General features: G+C 71.5%; 24 protein-coding genes. 19 read left to right on the top strand and 5 right to left on the bottom strand.

The window, feature by feature from the left end; translation table 11 throughout:
* Positions 1-34: 34 nt before the first annotated feature.
* Entirely contained in the window at positions 35-1,426 is a 1,392-nt protein-coding gene (locus ACFZBB_RS08710; protein WP_391119207.1) for an MFS transporter, read from the top strand.
* On the opposite strand, the gene ACFZBB_RS08705 is transcribed toward ACFZBB_RS08710, so the two are convergent.
* From ACFZBB_RS08705 to ACFZBB_RS08695, 3 genes are read right to left on the bottom strand one after another with little or no spacing between them, the layout of a single operon-like run.
* Positions 1,373-2,161 carry a hypothetical protein gene (locus tag ACFZBB_RS08705; protein ID WP_391119205.1) on the bottom strand — a complete coding sequence of 263 codons (789 nt, stop codon included), beginning with the start codon at positions 2,159-2,161 and terminating at the stop codon, positions 1,373-1,375. The two genes, ACFZBB_RS08710 and ACFZBB_RS08705, sit on opposite strands and share 54 nt — an antisense overlap.
* Positions 2,158-3,351 (bottom strand): CoA transferase, encoded by a 1,194-nt coding sequence (locus ACFZBB_RS08700; protein WP_391119203.1) that lies wholly within the window; start codon positions 3,349-3,351, stop codon positions 2,158-2,160. Before ACFZBB_RS08700 ends, ACFZBB_RS08705 begins: the two co-directional genes overlap by 4 nt.
* Positions 3,348-3,857 (bottom strand): VOC family protein, encoded by a 510-nt coding sequence (locus ACFZBB_RS08695; RefSeq protein WP_188284259.1) that lies wholly within the window; start codon positions 3,855-3,857, stop codon positions 3,348-3,350. Before ACFZBB_RS08695 ends, ACFZBB_RS08700 begins: the two co-directional genes overlap by 4 nt.
* A gap of 191 nt (positions 3,858-4,048) precedes the next feature.
* Here ACFZBB_RS08695 and ACFZBB_RS08690 point away from each other — a divergent pair, with 191 nt between their 5' ends.
* The 8 genes from ACFZBB_RS08690 to ACFZBB_RS08655 all read left to right on the top strand — a co-directional run bounded on the left by ACFZBB_RS08690 (position 4,049) and on the right by ACFZBB_RS08655 (position 13,733).
* Positions 4,049-4,912 (top strand): branched-chain amino acid ABC transporter permease, encoded by an 864-nt coding sequence (locus tag ACFZBB_RS08690; protein WP_355342471.1) that lies wholly within the window; start codon positions 4,049-4,051, stop codon positions 4,910-4,912.
* Positions 4,909-6,816, top strand: a complete 1,908-nt coding sequence (locus ACFZBB_RS08685) for an ATP-binding cassette domain-containing protein (protein ID WP_391119201.1) — start codon at positions 4,909-4,911, stop codon at positions 6,814-6,816. Before ACFZBB_RS08690 ends, ACFZBB_RS08685 begins: the two co-directional genes overlap by 4 nt.
* Positions 6,813-7,535, top strand: coding sequence for an ABC transporter ATP-binding protein (locus tag ACFZBB_RS08680; protein ID WP_355342465.1), 723 nt, complete (start codon positions 6,813-6,815; stop codon positions 7,533-7,535). The genes ACFZBB_RS08685 and ACFZBB_RS08680 overlap by 4 nt, the downstream gene beginning before the upstream one ends.
* Before the next feature lie 163 nt (positions 7,536-7,698).
* Positions 7,699-9,885 (top strand): acetate--CoA ligase family protein, encoded by a 2,187-nt coding sequence (locus tag ACFZBB_RS08675; RefSeq protein WP_391119199.1) that lies wholly within the window; start codon positions 7,699-7,701, stop codon positions 9,883-9,885.
* Positions 9,882-11,246, top strand: coding sequence for a CoA transferase (locus tag ACFZBB_RS08670; protein ID WP_391119197.1), 1,365 nt, complete (start codon positions 9,882-9,884; stop codon positions 11,244-11,246). The genes ACFZBB_RS08675 and ACFZBB_RS08670 overlap by 4 nt, the downstream gene beginning before the upstream one ends.
* Positions 11,243-12,148, top strand: a complete 906-nt coding sequence (locus ACFZBB_RS08665; protein ID WP_391119195.1) for an enoyl-CoA hydratase-related protein — start codon at positions 11,243-11,245, stop codon at positions 12,146-12,148. Before ACFZBB_RS08670 ends, ACFZBB_RS08665 begins: the two co-directional genes overlap by 4 nt.
* Positions 12,145-12,876, top strand: a complete 732-nt coding sequence (locus ACFZBB_RS08660) for an enoyl-CoA hydratase-related protein (protein WP_391119193.1) — start codon at positions 12,145-12,147, stop codon at positions 12,874-12,876. The genes ACFZBB_RS08665 and ACFZBB_RS08660 overlap by 4 nt, the downstream gene beginning before the upstream one ends.
* Positions 12,873-13,733 carry an enoyl-CoA hydratase-related protein gene (locus tag ACFZBB_RS08655; protein ID WP_391119191.1) on the top strand — a complete coding sequence of 287 codons (861 nt, stop codon included), beginning with the start codon at positions 12,873-12,875 and terminating at the stop codon, positions 13,731-13,733. Before ACFZBB_RS08660 ends, ACFZBB_RS08655 begins: the two co-directional genes overlap by 4 nt.
* Positions 13,734-13,780: 47 nt before the next feature.
* Here the strand turns inward: ACFZBB_RS08655 and ACFZBB_RS08650 are convergent, their stop codons facing one another.
* Positions 13,781-14,263: a MarR family transcriptional regulator gene (locus ACFZBB_RS08650; protein ID WP_355342447.1), complete on the bottom strand. Its 483-nt coding sequence runs from the start codon at positions 14,261-14,263 to the stop codon at positions 13,781-13,783.
* 257 nt (positions 14,264-14,520) lie between these two features.
* Between ACFZBB_RS08650 and ACFZBB_RS08645 the strand changes: the two genes are divergently transcribed.
* The 7 genes from ACFZBB_RS08645 to ACFZBB_RS08615 all read left to right on the top strand — a co-directional run bounded on the left by ACFZBB_RS08645 (position 14,521) and on the right by ACFZBB_RS08615 (position 21,006).
* A complete protein-coding gene (locus ACFZBB_RS08645; RefSeq protein WP_391119189.1) occupies positions 14,521-15,099 on the top strand; it encodes a hypothetical protein in 579 nt (192 codons plus the stop codon).
* Positions 15,100-15,103: 4 nt separating this feature from the next.
* Positions 15,104-15,577, top strand: coding sequence for a nuclear transport factor 2 family protein (locus tag ACFZBB_RS08640; RefSeq protein WP_391119187.1), 474 nt, complete (start codon positions 15,104-15,106; stop codon positions 15,575-15,577).
* Positions 15,578-15,619: 42 nt separating this feature from the next.
* The gene (locus tag ACFZBB_RS08635; protein ID WP_391119185.1) at positions 15,620-16,729 is read left to right on the top strand and encodes an NAD-dependent epimerase/dehydratase family protein; all 1,110 of its coding nucleotides are present in this window, start codon (positions 15,620-15,622) and stop codon (positions 16,727-16,729) included.
* Positions 16,726-17,607, top strand: a complete 882-nt coding sequence (locus ACFZBB_RS08630) for a TIM barrel protein (RefSeq protein ID WP_391119183.1) — start codon at positions 16,726-16,728, stop codon at positions 17,605-17,607. The genes ACFZBB_RS08635 and ACFZBB_RS08630 overlap by 4 nt, the downstream gene beginning before the upstream one ends.
* Positions 17,608-17,691: 84 nt before the next feature.
* Positions 17,692-19,047, top strand: a complete 1,356-nt coding sequence (locus ACFZBB_RS08625; RefSeq protein ID WP_391119181.1) for an FAD-dependent oxidoreductase — start codon at positions 17,692-17,694, stop codon at positions 19,045-19,047.
* A 163-nt stretch (positions 19,048-19,210) separates the two neighbouring features.
* Positions 19,211-19,561, top strand: a complete 351-nt coding sequence (gene fdxA, locus ACFZBB_RS08620) for a ferredoxin (RefSeq protein WP_391119179.1) — start codon at positions 19,211-19,213, stop codon at positions 19,559-19,561.
* A 29-nt stretch (positions 19,562-19,590) separates the two neighbouring features.
* Positions 19,591-21,006 (top strand): cytochrome P450, encoded by a 1,416-nt coding sequence (locus ACFZBB_RS08615; protein WP_391119177.1) that lies wholly within the window; start codon positions 19,591-19,593, stop codon positions 21,004-21,006.
* Between the two features lie 69 nt (positions 21,007-21,075).
* Here the strand turns inward: ACFZBB_RS08615 and ACFZBB_RS08610 are convergent, their stop codons facing one another.
* Entirely contained in the window at positions 21,076-21,999 is a 924-nt protein-coding gene (locus tag ACFZBB_RS08610; RefSeq protein WP_391119174.1) for an SDR family NAD(P)-dependent oxidoreductase, read from the bottom strand.
* Between the two features lie 220 nt (positions 22,000-22,219).
* Between ACFZBB_RS08610 and ACFZBB_RS08605 the strand changes: the two genes are divergently transcribed.
* The 3 genes from ACFZBB_RS08605 to ACFZBB_RS08595 are packed head-to-tail and all read left to right on the top strand — an operon-like array spanning position 22,220 to position 25,503.
* Positions 22,220-23,854 (top strand): AMP-binding protein, encoded by a 1,635-nt coding sequence (locus ACFZBB_RS08605; protein ID WP_391119172.1) that lies wholly within the window; start codon positions 22,220-22,222, stop codon positions 23,852-23,854.
* Positions 23,855-23,857: 3 nt separating this feature from the next.
* Complete coding sequence (locus tag ACFZBB_RS08600; RefSeq protein WP_188284240.1) at positions 23,858-25,027, top strand: acetyl-CoA acetyltransferase; 1,170 nt, start codon at positions 23,858-23,860, stop codon at positions 25,025-25,027.
* On the top strand, positions 25,024-25,503 hold the full coding sequence (locus tag ACFZBB_RS08595; RefSeq protein WP_391119169.1) for an OB-fold domain-containing protein: 480 nt from the start codon (positions 25,024-25,026) through the stop codon (positions 25,501-25,503). The genes ACFZBB_RS08600 and ACFZBB_RS08595 overlap by 4 nt, the downstream gene beginning before the upstream one ends.
* The last annotated feature ends 28 nt before the right edge of the window (positions 25,504-25,531 follow it).

Genomic DNA, 25,531 nt, shown 5'->3' with positions numbered 1-25,531 from the left:
GGGGGCGAGCGGGCGTGCCCTGTCGGCACTGCTGGTGTCCGCCGCCCTGGTCTCGGCGGCGGTCGTCACCCTCGGCGCCCCGCTCGTGCCGCGGGTCCAGCAGACCTTCGGCGTCGGCACCGAGGCGTCCCAGTGGTCGTACACGATCACCCTGCTCGTCGGCGCCACCCTGACCCCGCTGCTCGGCCGGCTCGCCGACGGACGGCGGCGAAGACCCGCGATGGTCGTGGTGTGCGCGCTGGTCACCCTCGGATGCGCGGTCTCCGCCGCCGGGGCCCACTTCGGGGTCTTCCTGGCGGGACGCGCGCTCCAGGGCATCGCGGTGGCGCTGGTGGCGATGACCATCGCATGCGCCCGCGACCTGTACACAGGTCCCGCGACGGCCCGCCTGGTCGCGCTGCTGTCGATCACCACGGCGCTCGGCGCCGGGGCGGCCTACCCGCTCACGACGTTCGTGGCCGACCACTTCGGCCTGCGGGCTGCGTACGGCGGTGCCACGGTGCTCGCGCTGCTCGTCACGCTCGCGGTGGCCGCCGGTCTGCCGCGAACGGTGCCGGTGGGCCGCGACGCGCCGCTGGACGTGCCGGGCTCGGTGGTCCTGATCGCCGCCACGGCGTGCGCGCTTCTGGCCGTCAGCCAGGGCAACTCCTGGGGCTGGTCGAGCGCCGGAGTGCTCGTCCTCGGCACAGCCGCCCTCGGCCTGTCGCTGTGGTGGATCCGGCTCGAACTGCGCGCCGCCCACCCCTTGGTGCAACTGCGGCTCTTCGCCCGGCGCGACGTACTCGCCGCGCACCTCACCGGCCTGCTGATGGGCGTGAGCCTCTACAACACGCCCGTCCTCATCACCCGCATCGGTCTCGCCTCCCGCGACACCCGGTACGGCGTGGGGCTCAGCCTCAGCGCGATCGGTGTGGTGATGGTTCCCATCGCCCTGTGCAACTACCTGAGCAGCCGCACCGCGACGGCGCTGGCGCGGGTCAGGGGCCGACGGGTCGCACTGGCGTCGGGAGGCGTCGTCGGCGCGCTCGGGCCGCTGACGCTGATCGAGGTCGACGGGCACCTTGCCCTGCTGGTGGCGGCGGTCGTCCTGACGTCCTGGGGAGCGGGGGCGACCTTCGGCACGCTGCCCGGCCTCATCGTCGACTCGGTCGAACCGGGCGAGACCGGCAGCGCCACCAGCGTCAACATCCTGCTGCGCGCGGTCGGCGGCGCGGTGGGCAGCGCGGTCACCGCGGCGCTGATCGGCGCGGCCCACGGGCCGGCGGGGGAGGCGACGACGACCGGGCTGGCCTGGGCCGCGCTCGCCTGCGCCGCCACCTGCGCGGCCTCGGTCGTGGTCAGCTGCTGTGTGCCGAGCCGCCGCGCGCGCGGGTCAGAGCCGCGGCCGGCCGCCGTCGAACCAGTCCCACTCCCACGGGCGGATTGACAGCATCGGGGTGCTCAGCAGGACGTGCTCCGCGTCGCCGGGCGCGCTGTCCCGCCCGATCCAGTCGGGCCGCGCGTCCTCGACGCGAGCGCTTGTCTCCAGGACGTCGCCGTCGAGGTACAGCACGCGCACCGTCAGACCGTCGTCGGCGCTCCCGGCCGGTGACCCGAACCCGCCCGCGCTCTCGGCGAACCGGTACGTCGCCGCGCCCGCGACACCGGGCACCGCGAGCACCGCCGGGATCAACTCCCGGTCCAGCGAAGCGAAATGGGCCGCGCCCGCGGGCTCGGCGGAAGCGGCCGTCCTGGACAGCGTGAGGTGGACGCCCCGGTGCGGGCGGTGCGGGAGCGCCGCCGCCGCGACGAGGACGCGCGGGGCCGCGTACTCCTTGACCGGGTGGAAGAAGCCGACCGGCCGTCGTTCGGTCCAGGGCAGTTCGGGGCGGCGGCCCCACCACAGCGCGCGCTGGTTGAGGTCGGTCCACTCCCGCAGCGCGGACTCCAGCGGGGCACGGAACCCGTAGGCGACGGCGTACTGGACGGGTGCGTAGGCGCCGTCGCCGACATGACCGGCCGCCGCGCACCGCGGGGTGCGGACCCAGCGGTCCCCCCAGGCGACGCCGGGCAGCAGCGCGTTCTCCGGCAGGTGGTCGAGTTGGTGCCACGCGTTGTACTCGGCGTGCCGGGTGGCGTCGGCGAGGTGCGTGAAGGTGAGGAAGAGCCGGTCGGTGCTCATATCGGGCGGCTTTCGGCCCGCGGGTTCTCGGCAGGCGCCCGCGACCACTCGCGCAGGACCGCGTCGTTGTCGGCGCCGAGCCGGGGCGCGGGGGCGGGCGTGTCTTGCCCCCATCCGGCCGACCGCGTGACCGGACCCGGTACGGGGAACACGCCGACACCCGGCTGATCCACCTGGTGGAACAGGCCGTTGGCGGTCACGAGCGGATCGCGGACGAATTCGCCGACGGTCCGGTAGTCGCCCCACAGGACGTGCCCGGCGTCCAGCGCGGCGACGGCCTCGGTGTGGGTGTGCGCGGAGAACCACGGCGCGAGGATCGCCGAGATCAGGTCCCGGTGCTCGTACCGCGCCGCCTCGTCGCCGAAGTCCACGCCGAGCGTGCGCTGAAGGCTGTCGAGGACGGTACGTGTGCCGGTCAGTTCGACGAGCTTGTCCCAGTGCCTGGCGGTCAGGGCGACGACCATCACCCGGCGGCCGTCGCCGGTCGCGAAGTCGCAACCGTAGCTGCCGTAGAGGTAGTTGCCGTCGCGCAGCCGTCCCGCGCCGTTCACCACCGCGTCGGCGACGAAGCCGAGGTGGGCCATGGTCGCGGCGGCGACGTCGGCGAGGCCGACCTCGACGAGCCGGCCGCGGCCGGTTGCGGCGCGTTCGGTGTGCGCCGCCAGCAGGGCCAGCGCCACGTGCAGACCGGTGAGCAGGTCCCAGGCGGGCAGGACGTGGTTGACCGGGAGCGAGGAGTCCACGGGCCCGGTGAGCCAGGGCAGGCCCACCTCGGAGTTGATCGTGTAGTCGACGGCCGGGCGTCCGTCGCCGCGGCCCCCGATGTGGGCGACGATGACATCGGGCCTGACGCGGCGCAGTTCCTCGTAGTCGAGCCACGACCGGCCGACCGCGTTGGTGACCAGCAGGCCGTGGCCGCCGCCCGGTGCGGCCAGCAGCTCGCGGACCACGTCGCGCCCGGACTCCGACCGCAGATCGACCTCGACCGAGCGCTTGCCCTTGTTGAGCCCCGCCCAGTACAGGCTGGTGCCGTCCGGGCCGCGCGGCAGCCGCCGGGTGTCCGTGGCGCCGCCGACGGGGTCCACCCGTACGACGTCCGCGCCGAGTTGGGCGAGCGTCATCGTCGCGGAGGGGCCCGCGACGTACGTCGACAGGTCGAGGACGTGGAGTCCGGTCAGCGGCCCGCTCATGCGAACGGGGAGACGTACGGGATGTTCTTGGCGGCGGCGGCCTCGGCGATCCAGCCGTCGATCTGCTCGGCCACCTCGTGCGAGACCAACTCGATCCACATGCCGGGGGACTCGGGGTTGTAGTGGAAGGTGGCGCGGCCGATGCCGCCGTCCTCGGCGACGCCGTTCAGCTCGCGCCGGTATCCCCTGGCCTCCAGCGCCGCCGCCGCGGCGCGCAGGTCGTCGGTGTAGTAGCCGAGGTGGTGGACCCTGCGCCCGCCCGTCACGTTGAGGTACGGCGCCGGGTCGATCTGCTCCAGCAGTTCGATGAAGTGCGGGCCCTGGAGCGAGTAGGTGAAGCGGACCTCGCGTCCGACGACGCCGTCGGGGCACTCCAGCGGAACGGTCGAGGTCAGCGGCGGTGCCCAGTCCAGGCGCAGGGCGTCGCCCATGGCCGCCATCGCCTTGTCGAGGCTGTCCACGATCATGCCGGTGTGGTACAGCCGGAGCAGCGGCTCGGTGCTCATGAATGGCCCCTTTCTGTGGTCGGGCGACGAACGTTACATCATGCTAAGTAAATCCGGCAGTGCCGGCGCGAGCCGACGTGGAAGGTTTCCGACGACCCCTTGACAGGGGTGATCCGCGACCTCAGTCTCATACCAGTTAGCCATGTGAAAGATTCTGGTGCGGACCGTTCCTGGGCACAAGGGAGTGCGCAATGATCTCGCTGGTCGTGACCGGCCTCTCGCAGGCGGCGGTGCTGATTCCGCTGGTCCTTGCGGTGAGTCTGGTGTTCCGTGTGAGCGGCGTCGTCAACTTCGGCGCGGGGAACTTCTGCGTCTTCGCCGGTGCCGCGTGCGCGTCCTGGGGGGCCGGCAACAGCGGTCTCGGCGTCGTCCTGACGATCGTGGTCGGCGGTGTCCTGGGCGCCGCCTGCTACGCGATCGCGATCGTGCCCGCGCAGCGCAAGAAGGTGCCGGTCATCGGCCTGACCCTCGCCACCCTCGGCTTCGGACTCCTGCTCAACTTCCTGACCCGCACGTGGTTCGGCGGCGAGCCCTCGATCGTGCAGCCCTGGATCCACGGCTCGGTCTCGATCGGCAGTTACGAGACCTCCAAGCAACGGCTGCTGGTCATCGGCCTGTCGCTCCTCCTGCTGCTCGTGATGTGGTTCCTGTTCGACCGGACGCTCATCGGGCACCACCTGTCCGCCGTCTCCTTCGACCACGAACTGGCGCAGGTCTACGGCGTCCGCACGATGCGGTTCGAACTGCTCGCCTGGGTGGTCTCGGGCGCCTGCCTGGTCATCGGCGGCATCTTCCAGGCCTCGCTCGGCAGCGTCTCGGTCGACGTCGCGCCCACCCTCCTCGTGCTGAGCCTGGTCGGCGCCGTCATCGGCGGCCTCGGAAGTCTCTTCGGCGCGGTGGGCGGCGCCGTCGTGGCCGGCTTCGTGATGACCTTCACCGATCAGCACATCGCCGCCAGTTACCACCTGACCTCACTCTTCGTGATCCTGTCCCTGGTGCTGCTCGTGCGGCCGACAGGGCTGTTCACCTTCCGCGGAACGGCTGAGCGCGTATGAGCACCATCGGACTGGACAAGGCCGCACGGCGCGAGGTGAGCGGCGCCCCGAAGAAACCCGAAGGAATCCGCAAGGCACTGACCTCGGTCTGGGCCAAACACGTCGCGGGCCCACTGGTCCTGGTGATCGTCGGACTCGTCGCGAGCGGCAACGACTACTACGTCCACCTGGCGTCCGCCGGAGTCATCGCGTACATCCTCACGACGGCCTTCAACATCGTCTACGGCTACGCGGGCATCTTCAATCTCTCGATCGTCATCACCTATGGCGTCGGGGCCTTCACCAGCGTCTATCTCGAAGTCCGGTTCGGAATGCCGTTCTGGCCCGCGCTGCTGATCTCCGTCGCGGTCACCACCGTGCTCTCCGTTCTCGTGGCGGTTCCCACCCGAGGGCTCAACGAGCTGTTCCTCGCCATCCAGACGCTCGCCTTCGCGCTCGCGCTCGCCGAAGTCATGGTCAATTGGCACGAGTTCAGCGGCGGCACGATCGGCATCTATTCGATTCCGCTGCCCACGTTCTTCGGTCACCAGCTCATCAGCGGCTATCTCTCGTACTACTGGCTCGCCGCGTTCTTCGCGTGGCTCACGTACGAACTCGTCCTGCGCATCCACTTGTCGGCGATGCGGCGCAAACTGACCGCACTGCGCGAGGGGCCGCGCGTCCTCGCCTCGGTGGGGGTCTCGCCCGACTCGACGCGGCTGGTCGCCTTCGCGATCTCCGGCGGCCTCGCCGGCCTCGCCGGGGTGCTCTTCGCCCACTTCCAGCTCGTGATCGACCTGGAGACCTTCAGCTTCACCCGCCTGGTCGCGCTGCTGCTCGCCGCGATCCTCGGCGGTGGCGGCTACTTCCTCGGCCCGGTGTTCGGCGTCGTCGCCATCCTGGTGATGGACGAGCTGTCGCTGGCCACCAGCCAGGCGCAGGACCTGGTCTACGGCGTGGGCATCCTGGTGCTCGTCGTGCTCACCCGCGGCGGCATCGCGGGCGGCCTGGACAACCTCGTGAAGTGGCTGCTCAGGCGCCGACGGCCGGACGAAGCCGCCGAACCCACCGGCGAGTTGGAGCCGCGGGAACCGGGCCTCGCCGTCGCCGAGACGGTGACCCGGGTGACCCATCGCCTCGCGGACTCGGTCAGGGCCGTGCAGCGGGACGCGAGGGTCGAGGTGCGCGGAGTGTCGGTCGCCTTCGGCGGCAACACCGCGGTCAACGACGTCTCGCTCTCCTTCGCGACCGGTGAGGTCATCGGCCTCATCGGCCCCAACGGCGCGGGCAAGACCACCCTCCTGAACGCGATCACCGGGGACGTCCGGGCGACCGGCTCCGTCCGCCTCGGCGACGACGAGATCCTCGGCGCGCCCGCGCAGAACCTCGTACGGGCGGGCATCGGCCGGACGTTCCAGAGCCCTAAGGTCATCCCCGAACTGACCCTGCTGGAGAACGTCATGCTCGCCGGGGATGGCATCGGCAAGGTCGGCTGGCTCCGCCAGTCGCTGCTGAGCCCGGCCGCCCGCAAGCAGGCGCTGGCCGGACGCGACCGGGCGATGACCCTGCTCACCGACCTCGCCCTCGCCGACCGCGCCAGGAGCCTGGCCGCGGATCAGCCGTACGGCGTGCTCCGCCTGGTCGAGATCGCCCGCAATCTGATGCTCGACCCGGCGTTCCTGCTGCTGGACGAACCCGGCGCGGGACTCACCGAGTTCGAACGCCAGGAGATCGCCGCGACCGTCCGCGCGCTCGGCGCCCGCGACCTCGGGGTGGTCCTGGTCGACCACAATCTGCCGCTGATCACCAGCGCCTGCGACCGCGTCTACGTCCTGGACCACGGCCAGGTCATCGCGGAGGGGCCGCCCGACGAGGTCTTCGCACAGCAAGAGGTCATCTCCGCCTACCTGGGGGTTCCCGGATGAGCACGCCGCTTCTCGACGTGACCGGCCTGACGGCCGGCTACGGCGACCACCAACCCGTACTCCACGACGTCTCCTTCACCCTCGCCGAGGGCGAACTGCTCGGCCTGGTCGGGATGAACGGCGCCGGCAAGACGACCCTGATGCGCGCCCTCAGCGGCGGCCTCAAGCCCAGGTCGGGGGAGGTCTCCTTCCAGGGCGAGCGGATGAACGGATTCTCCACGGCCGCCAGCGTCCGCAAGGGGATCGTGATCGTGCCGGAGGGACACCGCGTCCTGCGCCCGCTCACGGTCGAGGAGAATCTGCAGATCTCCGCGATGCGGCTGAGCAGGCGCGCCGTGCGGCGCGCGATCGCGGAGAAGCAGGCCCTGGTCTACGAGTTGTTCCCGATCCTGGCGGAACGCCGCACGCAGCTCGCGGGCCTGCTCTCCGGCGGGGAGCAGCAGATGCTCTCGCTGGCCCGCGCCGTCATCCAGCGGCCCAGACTGCTGCTCCTGGACGAGCCGTCGCTGGGGCTCGCCCCGGTCGTGATCGAGAAGATCTACGCGTCCCTGCGGGCCCTTCAGGCCGAGGGCATCTCGATGCTGGTCGTCGAGCAGAACAGCGACCGCCTGGCCAGGGCCAGCGAACGGCTGATCGTCCTGCGCGACGGCCGGATCGCCGCCACCGGCACGCCGTCCTCCCTCCAGGGAGCCGAGCTCAACGCCGCCTATTTCGGCTGAGCGGCCGGGTCGCCCAGGTGTCCGGCCGCAGGGCCATGTGTGATACTTTACGTGGCTAAATAAATTGCCCCCACGTCCTTCGCGCGACGTCCCTTCGCCGACCTTCCCCGCCCGAACCACACGGTCCGATTTCCATCGCCCGACTCCCGAGGAGTTACGCCCCATGCTCACCGTTGACTACGCGGCACGACGCTCGATCGTCGAGCCGGACAGGCTGCGCCGCTTCTTCGGCGCCCGCAGTATCGCGGTCGTGGGAGCATCGCCGAGCTCCAGTTGGGCGCGCAATCTCCTCAACGCCCTCGAACTCGGCGGCGGGGTGCGGGACGTGCACTTCGTCCACCCCAAGTACGACGAGGTGTTCGGCAAACAGACCGTCTCGACGCTGCGGGACCTCGAAAAGCCCGTCGACATGGCCTACATCATGGTCGGCCCCAGCCGGGTCGACGCCATCCTCGAGGACGCCGCCGCGGCGGGTATCAAGAACGCGGTCATCCTCGCCTCGGGATACGGGGAGTCCGGAGCCGACGGACGCGACCGGCAGCGGCGGCTGGCGCAGAGCGCGGTCGATCTCGACCTGACGCTCATGGGCCCGAACACCATCGGATTCATCAACGCGGTGGACGGGGTGGTGCCCTGGGCCGTCGCCACCGAGTCCGCACCCGTGGCCGGTCCGGTCGGCGCGGTCTTCGAGAGCGGTTCGATGGCGCGGGCGACGTATCAGTTCGCCCAGGCGCACGGCGTGGGCTCCACGCTGTGGGCGTCGGTGGGCAACTCGGCCGTACTGACCAGCCTTGACGTCCTCGACTACCTGATCGAGGACGCGAGCACCCGCGCCATCGCCCTGTTCCTGGAGACCGTGCGCGAGCCGGACCGGCTCTTCGAACTCGGCACCAAGGCGCTGCGGGCGGGCAAGCCGATCGTGGTCTACAAGGCCGGGCGGAGCGAGGAGGGCATGCGCTCCGCCATGGCGCACACCGGCGCCATGGCCACCGACGACGCCGTCGTGGACGCGGCGTTCCGGCAGGCGGGCATGGTCCGGGTCGAGAGCGTCGAGGAACTGGTCGCGACCGCCGGGGTGTTCGGCTACAGCCCGCGGCTCCCGGACGGCCGCCGCATGGGCGTCGTGACCTCGTCCGGCGGCGGCTGCAACATCATCGCCGACCTCGCCTCGGTCAACGGTCTGGCCCTGCCCGGCTGGCAGGAGGACACCGGCGCCAAACTGGCCGCGCACCTGCCGGAGTTCGCCTCGATCCTCAACCCCCTCGACACCACCGGCTTCGGCCACGCCCGCGCCAGACCCCGGCCGACGAAGGCCGAGGACGACCTCATGGAGATCGCGGTCGAGGACTCCGGCATCGACTTCATGTTCTCGATGATGACGCCGCTGCCGGACGAGCGCCCCGAGGACCCGACGTTCATCGAGAGCCGGATGAAGATCATCGGCGAGATCGTGGCCGCCTCGCCCGTCCCGGTCTTCCTCTCGTCCAACACCTGCCTGGACATCTCGCCGTACGCCCTGTCGCTGCTCTCCGAGAACAAGCTGTTCCTGCTGCCCGGCGTCGACCTCGCGATCACCTCCCTCGGCCATGTGGCCCGGTGGGTCGAGCAGCGCGACGCGCTCCAGGTGACGCCGAGCGGGACGGGCGAGGAGCCGCCCGCCGCGGTCGGCGACGGGCCGACGGCCGGCACCTGGGCGGAGGACGAGGGGCGGGCCCTGCTGGAGGCGGCCGGTGTGCCGATCGTCCCGGCCGTGCTCGTCCACTCCGCGGCCGAGGCGGCGGGCGCGGCGGCCAAGGCCGGCGGCCCGGTGGCGATGAAGATCTGCTCGCGGGCCGTCGCGCACAAGTCCGACGTCGGCGGAGTCGTCCTCGGCGTCGAGGGCGCCGGAGCCGCCGCGACGGCTTACGACTCGATCATGGCGACGGTGGCGCGGAACGTCCCCGGCGCCGACCTGCGCGGTGTGCTCGTCTCGCCGATGCGGGAGCCGGGACAGGAACTCCTCGTCGGCGTCACGGTCGACTCGACCTTCGGACCGGTGCTCGCGGTGGGCCTCGGCGGCATCTGGGTGGAGGTCATGAAGGACACCAGCCTGCGGGTGCTGCCCGTCGACGCCCGCGAAGTGCGCCGGATGCTGGGGGAGTTGAAGGGCGCCGCCCTGCTGCGCGGCGCACGCGGCAGCACGGCCGCCGACCTCGACGCGCTGAGCGAGGCGATCGTGGCGATCAGCCGGGCCGCCCTGTCGGTCGGACCCAGCCTGGACACCCTGGAGGTCAACCCCCTGCGCGTCAACGGCAGTCGGGTCGAAGCCCTCGACGTACTTGTCACGGTCACGGTCGGGGAGGACGCATGACCGCGCCCGACGTCGAGCGCGCGACCGCGCCCGGCATCGAATCCGGCCTCGGTCGCGGGACCGTCCCTGAGGCCGCCTCGGACACCGCGTCCCAGCCCGCGCCCGTCGCGCCCGAATTCCTCGCCGGAGCGCTCGACGGGATCAAGGTCCTCGACCTCACCCGCTTCCTCCAGGGCCCCTACGCGACCCGCATCCTCGCCGACCTCGGCGCGGAGGTCGTCAAGGTGGAGCGGCCGGGCGGCGAGTGGGACCGGCGGCTGCGCCAGGCGCCGGACGGATACGCCGGGTTCTTCACCGGCCTCAACCGCGGCAAGAAGTCGATCGCCGTCGACATCACCACCCCCGAGGGCCGCGACATCGTCAAGGCCCTCGCGCGCGAGTGCGACGTCGTCGTGGAGAACTTCCGGCTCGGCGTCATGGAGAAGCTGGGCCTGGGCTACGACACCCTGCGCCAGGAGAATCCGGGCATCGTCTACGCCGCCGCTTCCGGCTACGGCCCCCTGGGCCCGCGCGCCAAGGAGCCGATGTTCGACATGGTCGCGCAGGCCGTCTCCGGCCTCTCGGACTTCGTCCGCACCCCGGAGGGGGCGCCCCGGCTCGCCAGCCGCGGCATGGCCGACTCGGCCGGCGCCGTCTTCCTCGCGATGGGCATCCTGACCGCGCTCCTGGCCAAGGAGCGCACCGGGCGCGGCCAACGCGTGGACGGCTCGCTCGTCGGCTCCTGCCTGGCCATGCACACCGCCGAGGTCACCATCGCGCTCCACGGCGACGAGGTGAAGCGCACACAGGGCCGCGTGACGTCGACCTCGGGCGCGTTCCGCTGCGGGGACGACCGCTGGATCGTCATCGGCGCCACCGACCAGAAGGTGTGGCACGGGCTGACCGAGGCCTTTGGCCGGCCCGACCTGCGCGACGATCCGCGGTTCGAGAAGAGCAGGATCCGCGAGCGGCACCGCGACGTCCTGGAGCCGGTCCTGGAGGAGATCTTCCTGACCGCCGACCGGGACACCTGGGTCGAGCGGATGCGGGACAACGGCGTACCGGTGGCTCCCGTCAACACCTTCGTCGAGGCCGCCCGCGACCCCGACGTCCTCGCGAACGGCTTCGTCGTCGAGCAGCCGGACGCGACCTGGGGGACCGTCCGCACCGTCGGCAACCCGTTCCTGCTCAGCGCCACCCCCGCACGGGTCGGCGACTGGACACCGGAGTTGGGCGCCGACACCCGCGACGTGCTCGCGCGCCTCGGCGTCCCGCAGGACCGTATCGACGCGCTCGTCGCGGACGGCGTGGTCGAGCAGGCGCGGCCCGCGCACGCACCATCGGAATCGCCCCGAGCAACGGAAGAGGTGGGCAAGGCGTGAAGTACGGAACCCCGGAGAGCATCGCCGCCGCGGCGCAACAGGTGCTGTACGAGGCCGACCCGGCGTCCGGCGTCGCGTATCTGACGCTGAACCGGCCGGAGAAGCACAACGCCATGAGCGTGCCCATGCGCGACCGGATCATCGAGTTGATGGCGCTTGCCGGGGACGACCCGAAAGTGCGGGTCATCGTGATCCGGGGCAATGGGAAGTCGTTCTGCAGCGGCAACGAGATCAACGAGCAGTGGGGCCAGAAGCGCCCGCACGAGCGGCGCCGCACCCTGACGGTCGGCTACCGGTACGGCGCGGACATGGCGTGGGGCCGACTGGGCTTCAGCCAGGCGATCTCCCGCTCGCCGAAGGTCACCGTCGCCCAACTGCACGGCTACTGCGCGGCGGCGGCCTACTTCATGATCGCGTGCAAGGCCGACGTGGTGACGGCCGCCGACGACAGCAGGATCGGCGCGCTCGAAGCGCGCTTCCTGGGCCCGGCGGGCGCGGTCGCCAGCGTGCACATCAACCGCATCCTGGGCATGAAGGCCGCCCGCCGCACCGGCTTCACCGCGATGCCGATGAGCGGGACCGAGGCGCACCACCTCGGCCTCGTCGACACCGTCACCCCGGCCGCCGAACTCGCCGCGGCCACACGGACGATCGCGGCAGACCTCGCCGCCCGGCCCCCCGGCCACCTGCTGTACCTGAAGTCGCGGCTGCGCGCCGCCGAGGGAGCGATGGACACCAGCGTCCCTTCCATCACCGGGCTGTTGGTCTCGCACTTCCTCCAATCGGGCCCGGACGAGATGGACTTCTGGAAGACCGCGAGGGACGTGGGCGTCGGCGGCGCGCTCGACGCCGACAAGAAACGCAAAGGCGCGGCCGACCCCCGCCTGGGGGTGAAGGGATGAGCGCCGTCGACCTTCGCGTGGCCGACGGCCGCGCGTACATCGAGGTGGAGAGCTTCGCCCCGCTGACGGCCCACGACCCCGCCTTCGCCGCCGAGTTGGCCGCGGCCGTCGTCGAGGCGTCGGACGACGACCACGTCAAGGCGATCGTGCTGCGCGCCACAGGGCCCGACTTCGCGCCCGAGGCGGCCACCGGATTCCCGTCCGCGGCCGAGACGCCGACCACCTGGCACCGCGCCTTCGCCGCGTCGACCGCGGTCTACCAGGCGACCTGCTTCGCGAAGAAGGTCGTGATCGCAGAGGTGCGCGGGGCGTGCCACGGGGCGGGCACCGCGCTCCTGCTCTGCGCCGACCTGGCCGTCGCGAGCGAGAACGCCGTGTTCGGCTCGCCCTTCCTCGACGTGCCCGAGGCGAATTTCGTCCTCGCCGCGCTGACGGTCCGGCTCAACCGCGCCAAGTCCTGGCTGCTCAGGGGGACCGTCCACGACGCGGCCACCGCCGGGCGGATCGGGCTGGTCAACCGGGTCGTCCCGGACGGCCGACTCCGCGCGGAGGTCGTGTCGATGACCGCCGCCGTCATCGGCATGCCGCTGGACGGCATGACGATGTCGAAGATGCTCCAGCAGGCCGTCTACGACGCGCACGGCGTGGGCCGGGAGTTCGACCTGGCCGACCACTACGCGATCCACCGCGCCGCGGTCGGGTCCGGTCTCACAGAGGAGAGCGCATGAGCGAGGGTCGGGTCGAACTGGGCAAGGACCACGAGAACCACATCGCGACCGTCACCGTACGGCGTCCCGCGACGGGCAACCTCATGACCCGCGCCATGGCCGAGCAGTTCGCGGCCCACCTCGCGGACATCGACCGGGACGACGACGTGAAGGCCGTCCTGATCCGCGGTGAGGGCGACGACCTGTGCGCGGGCTGGGACCCGGCCGACGCCTGGGACCAGTACGTGGAGGCGCCCGGCGGTTCGGTGCGCAAGCACCCGAGCCAGCGGGCGCGGCTGATCGCGCTGGACGAGGCGTGGTGGGGGAGCACGGGTCTGTACAGCCGGTTGCTGCACTGCCGGAAGGTGACGGTCGTCGAGGCGCGTGGCCGCTGCTGGGACACCGGCCTCTACCTGGCGCTCTGCGCGGACCTGGTGGTCGCGGGCGAGGACGCGACCTTCGGCTCCCCCCGGTGGCACAACGTCGGGGTGGACGGCGACATGTCGCTGCTGTTCGCGACGGTCGGCCTCAAGCGGGCCAAGGAGTTGATGTACTGCAACGTCGCCTGGTCGGCGCCGACCGCGCTCGACTACGGTCTGGTCGACCGCGTCGCCGAGGACGCGCCCCGGGGGGCGGCCGAACTCGCCGCCATGTGCGCGTCGATCATGCGGGACGGCATCGTCACCGAGAAGTACGCCGTCTTCGCCTCGCTGGAGAAGCTGGGCGTCGGGCTCTCGTTCGCCGCGACCACCGTCGTCGGCGCCTCGCTGAGCAACATCCACTTCCAGCCGGGCGAGTTCAACTTCCTGCGGGAGGTGCGTCGCGAGGGCGCCGAGGCGGCCCTGGCGCGCTCACGCGCGGAGGTCGAGATCCGCTGACCGCCACCTACGGCCGGTGCCCGCCGGCCGCCGCGGGCCGGTCGACGTCAGGGGCGGCGCGGCAGTTCGGGGTCGCAGAGCCGCTCCAGGGCGGGCAGCGCGGTGAGCAGGCTCTCCAGCTCCGTGTCGTCGAGCCGTCCCAGGTGCTCCTCCAGCCAGACCTCGCGGCTCTTGAGCACCTGCTCGCGCTCGTCGGCGCCGCTGGGCGTCAGCTCGATCAGCGCCGCCCTGCGGTCGGCGGGGTCGGCGGTACGGGAGACGTAGCCGAGTTCGATGAGGCGGTTGAGCGACCTGGTCACCGACGGCGGGGAGACCCTTTCCGACGCCGCGAGCTCGCCCGCGGAGACGGGCTGGTTGCGGCCGATGTTGAAGAGCAGCGAAATGAGGGCATAGCTCAGACCGTCGTCATTCTGCTGCCGCAATACCCGTCCGAGGCGACCGAGCGTCATCCGCAGGCGCGTCAGATCCTCGCGCCGGATGGCGTGCTCGTGCTTGACGCGGTCGACAGAGCCGTTAGTGGTCGTGGTCATCCTTACCCCGAATCTGGGCGTTCGCCTCATCAAGTTCGCGCTGCTAAGTATGCGCCCGGCGGGCTTCCCGACGCCACGTGCCCACGCCGTAGATCTGTCAGGGCCATGTCCAGAAATCCCGTTTCGTCATGGGTTTGCGTACATCTGCGCTGATTCGCCGAACACCCTTGCGGGCATCGGATTCAGCCATTAGTTTACATGGTTAGATAAATTGTGGCGACCGTCACACGGAGATCCCGTATCCCTGAGGAGGGAAAATGAAGGACTTCAGGCCGGAGCTGACTTACACCAGCTTCGAGGCGCACATGCACAAGGCCAAAACACCTCTGCAGCTCAAGCATCTCGAGACGGTTGTCCACCACTCGAAGGGCGAGGTGCTGGCCGACCTCGACATGGTCCTGCCGACGCTCTCGGACGACCCGCAGTACCACGAGTACGGCGTCCTGGGGGACGTCAAGGGGGACACCGGGCCGAAGGGCATCGACCAGGTTCGAGCCAACTACACCGAGATGGTGAACAACGGCTCGTACGTCATCGAGTCGAAGAAGACCCGCGTGGTGGTCGGCGACTACGACATCGTCACCGAGGGCACCTTCCGGCAGATCCTGACCGCCGCGGTCGCCCGCAAGATGGGCTTCGTGGACGACACCTCGCCCGCGAGCCCCTTCTACGTGCTGTCGGCCAGGACCGTCGTCTTCTGGGAGTTCGACGAGAACGACAAGGCCAAGGGCGAGGACCGCTACGTCCTGGACCACCACATCGTCCCGCTGGCCGAGGAGGACCTGCCGGACGACTACCCCGACAAGTTCCGCACCGCGCCGAAGGCCGAGGTCTGAGCACATGACGACACACACCGAGGGCCGGTCGCTCGAGCAGCGGATCGACGAGCTGGAGGGCCGGGCGGAGTTCGCCGACATCGTCGCGGGCTACTGCGAGGGCACCGACCGCCGCGACATCGACCGCTTCATGAGCATCTGGCACGACGACGCCGAGTACCTGATCCCCGGCGGGCGCGGCGACTTCCACGGCACGGACGAGATCCGCCGCTCGCAGGAGGTCATCGGGAAGGTGTGGAAGGAGACCTACCACTGGACCACCAACCACACGGCCCGCTTCGAGACCCCCGACCGCGCGACCGGCCGCAGCGACGCCATCGCCGTCTGCGTCCACCCGGACGGCAGGATCAGTTGGGTGAGCTGCACCTACCACGACGTCTACGAGCGCCGCGCGGGCGCCTGGAAGCTCGCCCGGCGGCTGGTCGAGCGCTACTTCGTGAGCGCGCCGCAGGACGTCGAACTGCTTCCGCCCTTCTGACCGCCGGACCGCCGACACGGGCCCCATCGTCAAGGAGACGAGATGAGTGCTGGACGAGTGCTGGTGGCCGGAGCCAGCGGGCTCATAGGGGCCGCGGCGATCACCGCCTTCGCCGCCGAGGGGTGGGACGTGGTCGCCTTCTCGCGACGCCCACCCGAGGCGGACGGATCCGTACGGTGCCGGCACGTGCCGGTGGACCTCACGGACGGGTCCGCGACCCGCGAGGCCGTCGCCGCGCTGGCGCCGCGGCCGACCCACCTGGTCTACGCGGCGGCGTACGAAAAACCGGACCTGGTCGCCGGGTGGTCCGACCCGCGGCAGATGGCGACCAACGAGGCGATGCTCGCCAACGTCCTCGGGCCGCTGGCCGAGGGGGGCGCGCTGCGGCACGCCACCGTCATGCAGGGGACGAAGGCGTACGGCGCCCACCTGCATCCGATCCCGATCCCGGCGCGGGAGCGGGCGCCGCGCGACGACCACGAGAACTTCTACTGGCGCCAGGAGGACCTGCTCAGGGAGCTGGCCGACCGCCACGCGTTCGACTGGACCATTCTGCGGCCGGTCCAGGTCGTGGGACCGGCGTACGGCGTCTCGTACTGCACACCGCCGGTGATCGGCGCCTTCGCCGCGCTCAGTGCCGCGACGGGCATCCCGTTCGGCTTCCCCGGCGGCACGATCCACCCGGTCCGCCAGGTGGTGGACGCGCGGCTGGTCGCGGGCGCCCTGGTGTGGGCGGCGACCTCGCCCGCGGCTCGGGGCGAGCACTTCAACCTGACGAACGGCGAGGTGTTCTCCTGGCAGGAGCTCTGGCCGTCCCTGGCCGACGCGATGGGCGTGCCGTGCGCGCCGCCCCGTCCGATGAGTCTGACCGAGGAGCTGCCCCGGCTGGCCGGGGTCTGGCAGGAGATCGTGACCGAGCACCGGCTCCGCCCGCTCTCCCTGCTCGACGTCCTCGGCCGGTCGCACCAGTACGCCGACTACACCTTCGGATACGGCCTGACGACGATGCCGCCGCCCGCGCTCGTCAGCACGGTCAAGGTCAAACAGGCCGGCTACACCCGGGTCCACGACACCGAGGCGACCTTCCGCGACGCGCTGCGGACGCTGGTCGAGCGCCGCGTGCTGCCCGACCTGACGGGAGCCGCCGGGTGAACGCGCCGCCCGCGGCGCGCGAGCCCCGGCTGGTCCTGGCCTGGGGCACCGTGCGCGACGCGTCGTTCCCCGACCGAGTGGCCGCGGCCCGCCGGGCCGGGTACGAGGGGATCGGGCTCGCGATCCCGTACTACCGGGATCTGCTGGCGCAGGGGTGGAAGGACCGCGACCTCGCCGCGGTGCTCGCCGAGTGGCACGTGCGGATCAACGAGGTCGAGGTGCTGTTCGGCTTCCACGGCGCGCCGGGCCAACCGGCGGGTGTCGCCGGCCGTCCTGGTCTGGTCTACGCCGACCCGGAGCTGGAGAGGACCGCCTTCCATCTGGCCGACACCTTCGGGGTGCCCTTCGTGCAGACCGTCGGCACCTTCGACGCCCGGCCGATCGGGCCCGAAGTGGTGGACGCCTTCGGGGAGTTGTGCGACCGGGCGGCGGCGCACGGGCTGAGGGTGGCGCTGGAATTCGTGCCGTACAGCAGCATCCCCGACCTGGCGTCCGGGCTGGCCGTCGTGGCCGGGGCGGACCGTGGCAACGGCGGTCTGTGCGTGGACAGTTGGCACTTCTTCCGCGGTGACCCGGATCTGGGGCTGCTGCGTACGGTGCCGCCGGAGCGCGTGTTCATGGTGCAGTTCAACGACGGCCCGGTTCCGCCGGTCGACCCCGACCGTATGGCCGACGCCGTCCACCACCGGGTCCTGCCAGGCGAGGGCGACTTCGACCTGCGGGCGTTCGTGGCGGCCCTCGAACGGCCGGGCGTCGAGGCGCCGTTCTCGGTCGAGGTCTACTGCGACGCGCTGCGGTCGCGGCCGACGTCCGAGGTGGCGCGGCGGGCGGCGGACGCCACGCGCGCGGTCGTCGCGTCCGCGCCGCGAACCCTCTGAATCGTCCCGTGGTGTGACCGTTGACACGTATTGCTTCGCCTGGTTAAGTACACATGGCTAAGTAATGGTGGGGATGAGGAGCAGATGAACCCTTACCGTGTCGCCGTCGTCGGTTCGGGACCGGCGGGCGTCTACACGACCGACGCTCTCGTGCGCGGCGCCCTCGATGTGTCGGTCGACGTCTACGACCGGCTGCCCACGCCGTACGGCCTGGTGCGGTACGGCGTCGCGCCCGACCACCCGAGGATCAAGTCCATCGTGGTCGCCCTGCGGAAGGTGCTCGAACGCGACGGGGTCCGCTTTCTCGGTGACGTCCACGTCGGCCGCGACGTGACGACGCGGGAACTCGCGGAGCTGTACGACGCGGTGGTGTTCGCGACCGGCGCCTCCGTCGGCCGCAGGCTCGCCGTGCCGGGGGAGGAGCTGGCCGGGGTCTGCTCGGCCACCGACTTCGTCGCCTGGTACGGCGGCCATCCCGACCACGCCCGCGCGGGGGAGTCCTTCCCGCTGGAGGCGGAGTCGGTGGCCGTCATCGGCGCGGGCAATGTGGCGCTGGACGTGGCGCGCGTGCTGGTGAAGTCGGCGGCGGACCTGGCGCGGACCGACATGCCGCCGCACGTCCTGGACCGGCTCGCGCACAGCCGTGTCCGCGACGTCCACCTCGTCTGCCGCCGCGGGCCTGAGCACGCGAAGTTCACCGCGAAGGAACTGCGGGAACTGCTCGAACTCCAGGATGTCGCGACCGAGTTGGACGCCAGGCTGCTGCCCGCCGGGTCGCAGGACCCGCTGGCCGCGGCCAACCTCAAGGTCTTCGCCGACCTCGCCTCACGTGAGGTGCCCGCCGTCCGGCGCACCCTGCACTTCCACTTCTGGTCCCGCCCCGTGGAGCTGGTGGGCGAGGGCGGCGCCGTCACCGCCGTGCGCCTGGAAAGGACGCGGGAGGCCGGCGGCGCGGTCGTGGCGACCGGCGAGGTCACCGATCTCACGGCCGGCATGGTCGTCCGGTCGGTCGGCTACCACAGCACACCGGTCGGCGCCCTGCCGTTCGACGAGGACCTGGGCCGCGTCCCGCACGACGCGGGCCGGGTGCTGGGCCCCGACGGCCGGGCGCTCGACGGTCACTACGTCGCCGGGTGGGCCAAACGCGGGCCGTCCGGGGTCGTCGGCACGAACCGGGCCTGCGCCGCCGACACGGTGGCCGGTGTCGTCGCGGACCTGGCGGCCCGGCCGCCCCGCGGCGCCGGGCCCGACGAGGTCGACCGGGTGCTCGCCGAGCGCGGCGTCAGGCCCGTCACATACGACGGCTGGCTGTCGATCGACGCGGAGGAGGAGAGCCGCGGCCGGAACCTCGGCCGGGCGCGTACCAAGATCCCCGACTGGGAGACCCTGAGGCACGTCGCCGCCGCGGACGCCGACCGGCCGGACCGGGGCGCCGCCTGACGCGGTGGCGCCCACGACCGCCCGAACCCCGGGCGCTCCGGAGGCCGTTCACCACCGCCCGAACCCCGGGCGTCCCACACCGCCCCCACCGGAGGCCGTCCACCACCGCCTGAACCGGCGGGCGTTCACCACTGTCCCTCTCAACCAGGAAGTCGGCATTCCCATGGCCTACGTCATCCACGGCGCCTGCATCGACGTCCTCGACCGGAGCTGCGTCGAGGTCTGCCCGGTCGACTGCATCTACGAGGGCTCGCGCAAGGCGTACATCCACCCCGACGAGTGCGTGGACTGCGGTGCCTGCGAGCCGGTCTGTCCCGTCACGGCCATCAAGTACCGCGACGAAGTACCCGAGGGCCAGGCCGACTTCGTGGACGACAACGCCCGCTTCTTCCTCGAACCCCTTCCGGGGCGCGACGAGCCGCTGGGCCACCCCGGCGGCTCTGCCGACCTCGGACCCACGGGTGTCGACACCGCTCTGGTGTCCCACCGCCCGGCGTCGTCGGGCGGCGCCTGACCACATCCACCTCGGAGGCCCAACCCGCCATGGAGAGCCTGAAGGAAGCACGCGACCAAGACCCGTATCCCTTCTTCGCCGACCGACTCGCCCGCGGTCCCGTCCACTGGGACGAGGGCATGAACGCCTGGATCGTCGTCGGCTACGAGGAGTGCCGGTACATCCAGCTCAACGAGGATCTCTTCGCCCACCCGTACTTCGAACTCAAGGGCGCGGCGGACGTCTACGGGGGACCCAAGGGAGTGCTGCTCCTCCAGGGCGAGCAGCACCACCGCGTCCACAACTTCCTGCTCCAGCACTTCACGCCGACGACGGTCCGCAGGTACCGGACCGCTTTCATCGCGGAGCTGGTGAGCACCCGGCTCGACGCGATCGAGGGGCGCACGCATGTCGACCTCGCCGCCGAGTTCGCCTCGGTGGTGCCCAGCGACGTCATCGCCGCGCTGCTCGGACTCGACTGGCGCGACGAGGAGTTGATGGCCAAGTGCCGTCGCTGGAACTCCACGATGTTCCGCTGGACCGAGACCTTCGGCGAGGACGAGGAGGCGTACGCCGAGGCCGCCGCCGCGGCCTCCGCCCTCAACGAGGTGCTGCTCCCGGTCATCAGGGCGCGCCGGGACGAGCCGCGCGACGACCTGATCTCGGTGCTGTGGGAGCAGGGGCAGGGCGTGCTGGAGCAGTGGGGCGAGGAGGAGATCCTGGCGCAGGCGCGGGTGCTGTTCTTCGCCGGTACCGACACCACCGCGCACTTCCTGAAGAACGCCATCCACACGCTGCTGAACCACCCCGAGTTGCAGGACCGGATCCGCGGGGACGAGCGGCAGATCGTGGCCTTCGGCGAGGAGGTGCTGCGCTACCTGGCGCCCGTGCAGTTCCGGGTGCGCGTGGCGACCCGTGACGTCGAGGTGGCGGGCCGGCTGATCGCCAAGGGCGACCGGGTGCATCCGGTCAACGGCGCGGCGAACCGGGACCCCCGGCAGTTCCACCACCCCGAGACCGTCGACCTGGACCGCGGCAATCTCAAGACGCACGTCGCGTTCAACGTCGGTCCGCGCTACTGCGTCGGCGCCGCCCTCTCGCGCGGCGAGGAGGTCGAGGTGATCTCGCAGTTGCTCGACCGCTACGGGACGCTGCGCTGGGACCGCGACGCGGAACCGGCGCGCTACCGCGGCTACATGCCGCGCTCGTTCAGCCCGCTCAACGCCGTGGTGGCCCCGGCCGAAGAGGCCGCCCCGGCCCCGGCCACGGCTACCGCCACCGTCAGCGCGGACGCGGACGCCTGCGTGGGCGCGGGGAACTGCGTCCTGGTGGCGCCCTCGGTCTTCGGCCTGGACGACGACGGGGCCGTGGCCGTGCTGCGGGAGCGGATCGGCGCCGCCGACCGCGCCGCGGCGGACGCGGCGGCGGCCGGGTGCCCGGCCGCCGCGATCATCGTGGAGGGCTGACGACGCGGACAGCGAAAAGGTGGCCGGGCCCCGAGGGCCCGGCCACCGTCGTACGCGGCTGACGTACGGTCAGATCGCTGCCAGGCGGCCCGATCGCGCGGAAGCCTCGGCGAAGTCCACGACGGTCGTGTCCCGCGCCGAGCCGAGACGGTCCCGCTGGGCGATGATGTCGTCCAGCCGCAGCGCCGTGCTCCCGGTGATCTCGTTCGCGGGCGTCCACTCCCGCATGCGGGACACCGTCGGGCCGTGGACGACGAAGACCTGGCCGGTGATCCCCCGGGAGTGCGCGGAGCCGAGGAAGGCCGTGAGCGCGGCGACGCTCTCGGGGTCCCACTCGTCGGCCGCGCCCTCGGCGGGCGCCATGCCCTCGACGACGCCTTCGGTCATGCCGGTCCGGGCGCGCGGGCAGATGGAGTTGGCGCGTACGCCGTAGCGTGCCAGCTCGCGCGCCGCGACCTGGGTGAGGGCGACGATGCCCGCCTTGGCGGCCGAGTAGTTGACCTGCCCGAAATTGCCGTAGAGCCCGGCCTCCGAGGACGTGGTCACCACGGCGGCGTCGACCGGCTCGCCGGACGCCTGGTGCAGTGCCTTCCAGTGGGCGGCGGCGAAGTGCAGGGGACCGGCGTGGCCCTTGAGGTGGACGGCCATCACCGCGTCCCACTCGGCCTCGGAGATGTTGACGATGGTGCGGTCCCGGATGATGCCCGCGTTGCAGACGAGGAAGTCGAGCTTTCCCCGGACGCCGGCCGCCTGGGCGATCAGCCGCTCTGCGCCGTCCCAGGTGGAGATGTCGTCCCCGTTGGCCTCGGCGCTGCCCCCGGCCGCGCGGATCTCCTCGACGGCCTCGTCGGCGGCCGGCCGGCCCTGCGGCGTTCGGCCCACGTCGTTGACGACCACATGCGCGCCCGCCCGTGCGAGCGCCCGCGCCTCGGCGCGCCCGATGCCCTGGCCGGCCCCCGTCACGACGGCGACCTTCCCCTTCAGCTCGTCCATTTCTCGCCCTTCTCCTCCGTGCTCGTGCGGCTCGGTCCACGAGATGTGCCCCCGGGTGAACAGCGTGATCAGGAGGCACTGAAACACATTTGCTTAGCCAGGTAAAGAGATTGACGCGATCCATTGCGCTCGGTTTAAGACGATGTTACACATGGCTAACCACTTCCGGTGAACGGCCTCCGCTTCGCCGTCCGCACAGTTCGCGACGAGAGGAAAGAGCATGGCCGCTGCTCCCGCGCCGACGACGAAGACCGATCGCGAGGCGTACTACCGCGAGCACGGATACTGGACCTCCGAACGCCTCGGATGGTGGGTGTTCGACGTCGCCGAGCGCACCCCGGACCGCGAATTCCTGGTGATCGGCGACCTTCGGCTGACGTACGGCGAATTCGCCGCGTGGGCCGATGTGCTCGCCGCGCACTTGGTCGAGGCGGGAGTCGTACGCGGCGACCGCGTCATGATCCAGCTGCCGAATCTGGCGGAGGCGCTGCTGGGCCAGGTCGCCGCCTTCCGGATCGGCGCGGTCAACGTCCCGGTGGTGCCGATCTACCGCGAGCACGAGATGGCGCACATCGTCAACGACTGCAAGCCGCGCGCGGTGATCTCGATCGCGGAGAACCGCGGCAGGCGCCCCGCCGAGGAGCTGGACGGCATCCTGGAGGGCGCCACCTGGGGACCGGTCGCCCGCTTCTGCGTGGGCCTGGAGGAGCCGCGGCCCGGCTGGCGCGCCTTCCCCGGCCGGGACGACCGGCGGCCCGCCGTCTCCCTCCCCGACCCGCTCGAACCCGACCGGTGCTGCCTGATGCTCTACACCTCGGGGACGACCTCGGCGCCCAAGGGCGTCGAGCTGACGGGCCAGGGATTCGTGTCCAACGCGCGCAGCATCCGGCACACCATGTCGCTGAGCGCCAAGGACGTCTTCTTCTGCGCCTCGCCCCTGTCCCACCTGGCCGGTTTCAACGCCGGGGTCGTCTGGCCCGCGTCCATGGGCGCCAAGATCGTCGTGATGCCGGTCTGGAACGGCGCGGAGGCGGCCCGGATCATCGAACGCGAACGGTGCACCTTCACCACCGCCGCCTCGGTGTTCCTCCACGACCTGGTCGCGGCCCATCGCGAGGGCATCGGCACCGGCCACCCGATCTCGGTGTTCATGTCCGGCGGCGCGGCGACCGTACCCGACCTGATCAGGGAAGCGGGCGAGGTCGGGATCACCGCGCTGCGCGGCTACGGCATGACGGAGACCGGCGGGGGAGTCTCCTGGGTCGCCCCCACCGAGCCGCTCGACATCAGGGCCGAGTACGACGGCGCCGTCGTCCCCGGCAGCGAGATCCAGGCCGTCGACGCCGAGCGCCGGCCGCTCCCGCCCGGCGCGGAGGGCGAACTGCGGATCAGGGGTCCGCAGGCGCTCATCGGTTACACCGACCCGGCCCTCACCCGCGAACAGCTCGACGAGGAAGGCTGGTTCTACACCGGCGACCTCGGCCGGGTCGACACGCGCGGTCTGGTCCGCATCACCGGCCGTACCAAGGACATCATCAACCGCGCGGGCGAGAAGTTCTCCGCCCGCGACATCGAGGAACTCATCCAGCGGCACCCGGCCGTCGACATGGCGGCCGTGGTCGGACTGCCCGACCCGCGGCTCGGCGAGGTCGTCGGCGCCTTCGTCACCCTGGCCTCGGGCCAGGAGTGGCCGGGCGACGGCGAGATGACGGCGTACCTGGACCGGGCCAAGCTCGCCAAGCAGAAGATCCCCACCTCGTGGCAGGTGCTCCCCGAACTGCCGAGAACCGCCTCGGGCAAGATCCAGAAACACGAACTGCGCCATACGAACTCCACGACGAACAGGAGGAGTTGAGCCGTGACCCGCCCCGACCGCACCCCGGTCATCGCCGCCGTCGGACTGTCAGACGGTCCCAAGGCGCCCCATCTCGACGCCCTCGGCCACCAGGCCCAGGCGATGCAACGCGCGCTGGCCGACTCCGGCCTCCGCAAGGACGACATCGACGGCTTCGGCTGCGCCGAGGCGTGGATCCCCGGCGTCCCCGGCGTCGACCTCCCCGAGACCGCGGAGTACCTGGGCCTCGACCCGCGGTGGATCGAGGGCACGTACACCGGCGGATCGGCCTACGAGTTCCAGATCCAGCACGCCGAGGCCGCGATCCGGTCCGGCATGGCGGACACGATCCTCCTCACCTACGGCAGCGACCTGCTGACCCGGATGGGACGGAGCCTCGGCACGGCGTACGGCCGCAGGCCCGTCGGCGGCGCGGCGTACGAGGAGCCGTACGGCAAGACGACGGTCGCCGCGTACGCGATGGCCGCGCAGCGTCACATGTACGAGTACGGCACCACGCCGGAACAGCTCGCCAGCGTCGCCGTCGCGGTCCGCGAACACGCGGCCCACAATCCGCAGGCCATCTACCGCAAGCCGCTGACCGTGGACGACGTCCTCGACTCCCGGATGATCGCCGACCCGCTGCACCTGTTCGACTGCTGTGCGATCACCGACGGCGGCGGCGCCGTCATCGTCACCACCGAGGAGCGCGCCCGCGACCTCAGACAGCCGTACGTCTCGATCCTGGGCACGGCCGCCCGCCAGAACCACTGGAACATCTCGCAGGCGCCGGACGTGACCACCACGGCGGGGGCGCGCTCCGGCCCCGACGCCTTCGCGCGCGCCGGACTGACCCCGGCCGACGTGGACATGGCCATGCTCTACGACAGCTTCACCATCACGGTCATCCTGCTGCTGGAGAGCCTGGGCTTCTGCAAGCCGGGCGAGGGCGGTCCCTTCGCCGAGGAGGGCAACCTCCGGCTCGGCGGGAAGCTGCCCGTCAACACCGACGGCGGCGGCCTGTCCGCCTGCCATCCGGGACTGCGCGGGATCTTCCTGCTGATCGAGGCGGTCAGGCAACTGCGCGGCCAGGCCGGTGAGGTGCAGGTGCCGGACTGCGAGGTGGCGCTCGCGGCCGGCTCCGGCGGCTGGTTCTCCACGATCGGCGTCACCATCCTCGGGAAAGGCAGATGAGGCAGATGGCAACCGAGAACATCCGCGGCCCACAGGGGACCCTCGACGTCATCGACGTGGCCGACACCTGGGCGAAGCCGCTCCCCGAACTCGACCCCGTCAGCACCACCTATTTCCGCGCCGCCCAGGAAGGCACGCTGCTGATCCAGCGCTGCCCGTCCTGCCACGCCACGCAGCACTACCCGCGGCTGATCTGCCGCGTGTGTGCGGCGACGCCCGAGTGGGAGGCGGCGAGCGGGCGGGGCACCGTCTACACGTACACCGTCGTCCGGCAGGCGGGCATGCCCGGATTCGACGAGGACGCGCCGTACGTGATCGCGCTGGTCGACCTCGACGAGGGGCCGCGCATGATGGGCAACATCACCGGCTGCCCCGTGGACGAGGTCCGCGTCGGCCAGCGCGTCCAGGCGTATCAGTTGCGGATCGCCGACGGGATCGGCCTGCCCCAGTGGCGGCCCGAGGCCACCTCCGGCTGAGACCGCGCCACGCGACCGAGGCCGGGTC

The organism is Streptomyces sp. NPDC008139 (genome assembly GCF_042957025.1).
Lineage (GTDB): Bacteria > Actinomycetota > Actinomycetes > Streptomycetales > Streptomycetaceae > Actinacidiphila.
The sequence above is the reverse complement of the archived record's forward strand: the minus strand, read 5'-3'. Positions and strand labels throughout refer to the sequence as shown.

What these genes read in the sequence shown, in the direction of transcription:
- ACFZBB_RS08705 (WP_391119205.1), bottom strand. Translation starts at nt 2,161, where the DNA reads ATGAGCACCGACCGGCTCTTCCTCACCTTCACGCACCTCGCCGACGCC.
- ACFZBB_RS08700 (WP_391119203.1), bottom strand. Translation starts at nt 3,351, where the DNA reads ATGAGCGGGCCGCTGACCGGACTCCACGTCCTCGACCTGTCGACGTAC.
- ACFZBB_RS08695 (WP_188284259.1), bottom strand. Translation starts at nt 3,857, where the DNA reads ATGAGCACCGAGCCGCTGCTCCGGCTGTACCACACCGGCATGATCGTG.
- ACFZBB_RS08690 (WP_355342471.1), top strand. Translation starts at nt 4,049, where the DNA reads ATGATCTCGCTGGTCGTGACCGGCCTCTCGCAGGCGGCGGTGCTGATT.
- ACFZBB_RS08685 (WP_391119201.1), top strand. Translation starts at nt 4,909, where the DNA reads ATGAGCACCATCGGACTGGACAAGGCCGCACGGCGCGAGGTGAGCGGC.
- ACFZBB_RS08680 (WP_355342465.1), top strand. Translation starts at nt 6,813, where the DNA reads ATGAGCACGCCGCTTCTCGACGTGACCGGCCTGACGGCCGGCTACGGC.
- ACFZBB_RS08675 (WP_391119199.1), top strand. Translation starts at nt 7,699, where the DNA reads ATGCTCACCGTTGACTACGCGGCACGACGCTCGATCGTCGAGCCGGAC.
- ACFZBB_RS08670 (WP_391119197.1), top strand. Translation starts at nt 9,882, where the DNA reads ATGACCGCGCCCGACGTCGAGCGCGCGACCGCGCCCGGCATCGAATCC.
- ACFZBB_RS08660 (WP_391119193.1), top strand. Translation starts at nt 12,145, where the DNA reads ATGAGCGCCGTCGACCTTCGCGTGGCCGACGGCCGCGCGTACATCGAG.
- ACFZBB_RS08655 (WP_391119191.1), top strand. Translation starts at nt 12,873, where the DNA reads ATGAGCGAGGGTCGGGTCGAACTGGGCAAGGACCACGAGAACCACATC.
- ACFZBB_RS08650 (WP_355342447.1), bottom strand. Translation starts at nt 14,263, where the DNA reads ATGACCACGACCACTAACGGCTCTGTCGACCGCGTCAAGCACGAGCAC.
- ACFZBB_RS08645 (WP_391119189.1), top strand. Translation starts at nt 14,521, where the DNA reads ATGAAGGACTTCAGGCCGGAGCTGACTTACACCAGCTTCGAGGCGCAC.
- ACFZBB_RS08640 (WP_391119187.1), top strand. Translation starts at nt 15,104, where the DNA reads ATGACGACACACACCGAGGGCCGGTCGCTCGAGCAGCGGATCGACGAG.
- ACFZBB_RS08635 (WP_391119185.1), top strand. Translation starts at nt 15,620, where the DNA reads ATGAGTGCTGGACGAGTGCTGGTGGCCGGAGCCAGCGGGCTCATAGGG.
- ACFZBB_RS08625 (WP_391119181.1), top strand. Translation starts at nt 17,692, where the DNA reads ATGAACCCTTACCGTGTCGCCGTCGTCGGTTCGGGACCGGCGGGCGTC.
- fdxA (WP_391119179.1), top strand. Translation starts at nt 19,211, where the DNA reads ATGGCCTACGTCATCCACGGCGCCTGCATCGACGTCCTCGACCGGAGC.
- ACFZBB_RS08615 (WP_391119177.1), top strand. Translation starts at nt 19,591, where the DNA reads ATGGAGAGCCTGAAGGAAGCACGCGACCAAGACCCGTATCCCTTCTTC.
- ACFZBB_RS08610 (WP_391119174.1), bottom strand. Translation starts at nt 21,999, where the DNA reads ATGGACGAGCTGAAGGGGAAGGTCGCCGTCGTGACGGGGGCCGGCCAG.
- ACFZBB_RS08605 (WP_391119172.1), top strand. Translation starts at nt 22,220, where the DNA reads ATGGCCGCTGCTCCCGCGCCGACGACGAAGACCGATCGCGAGGCGTAC.
- ACFZBB_RS08595 (WP_391119169.1), top strand. Translation starts at nt 25,024, where the DNA reads ATGAGGCAGATGGCAACCGAGAACATCCGCGGCCCACAGGGGACCCTC.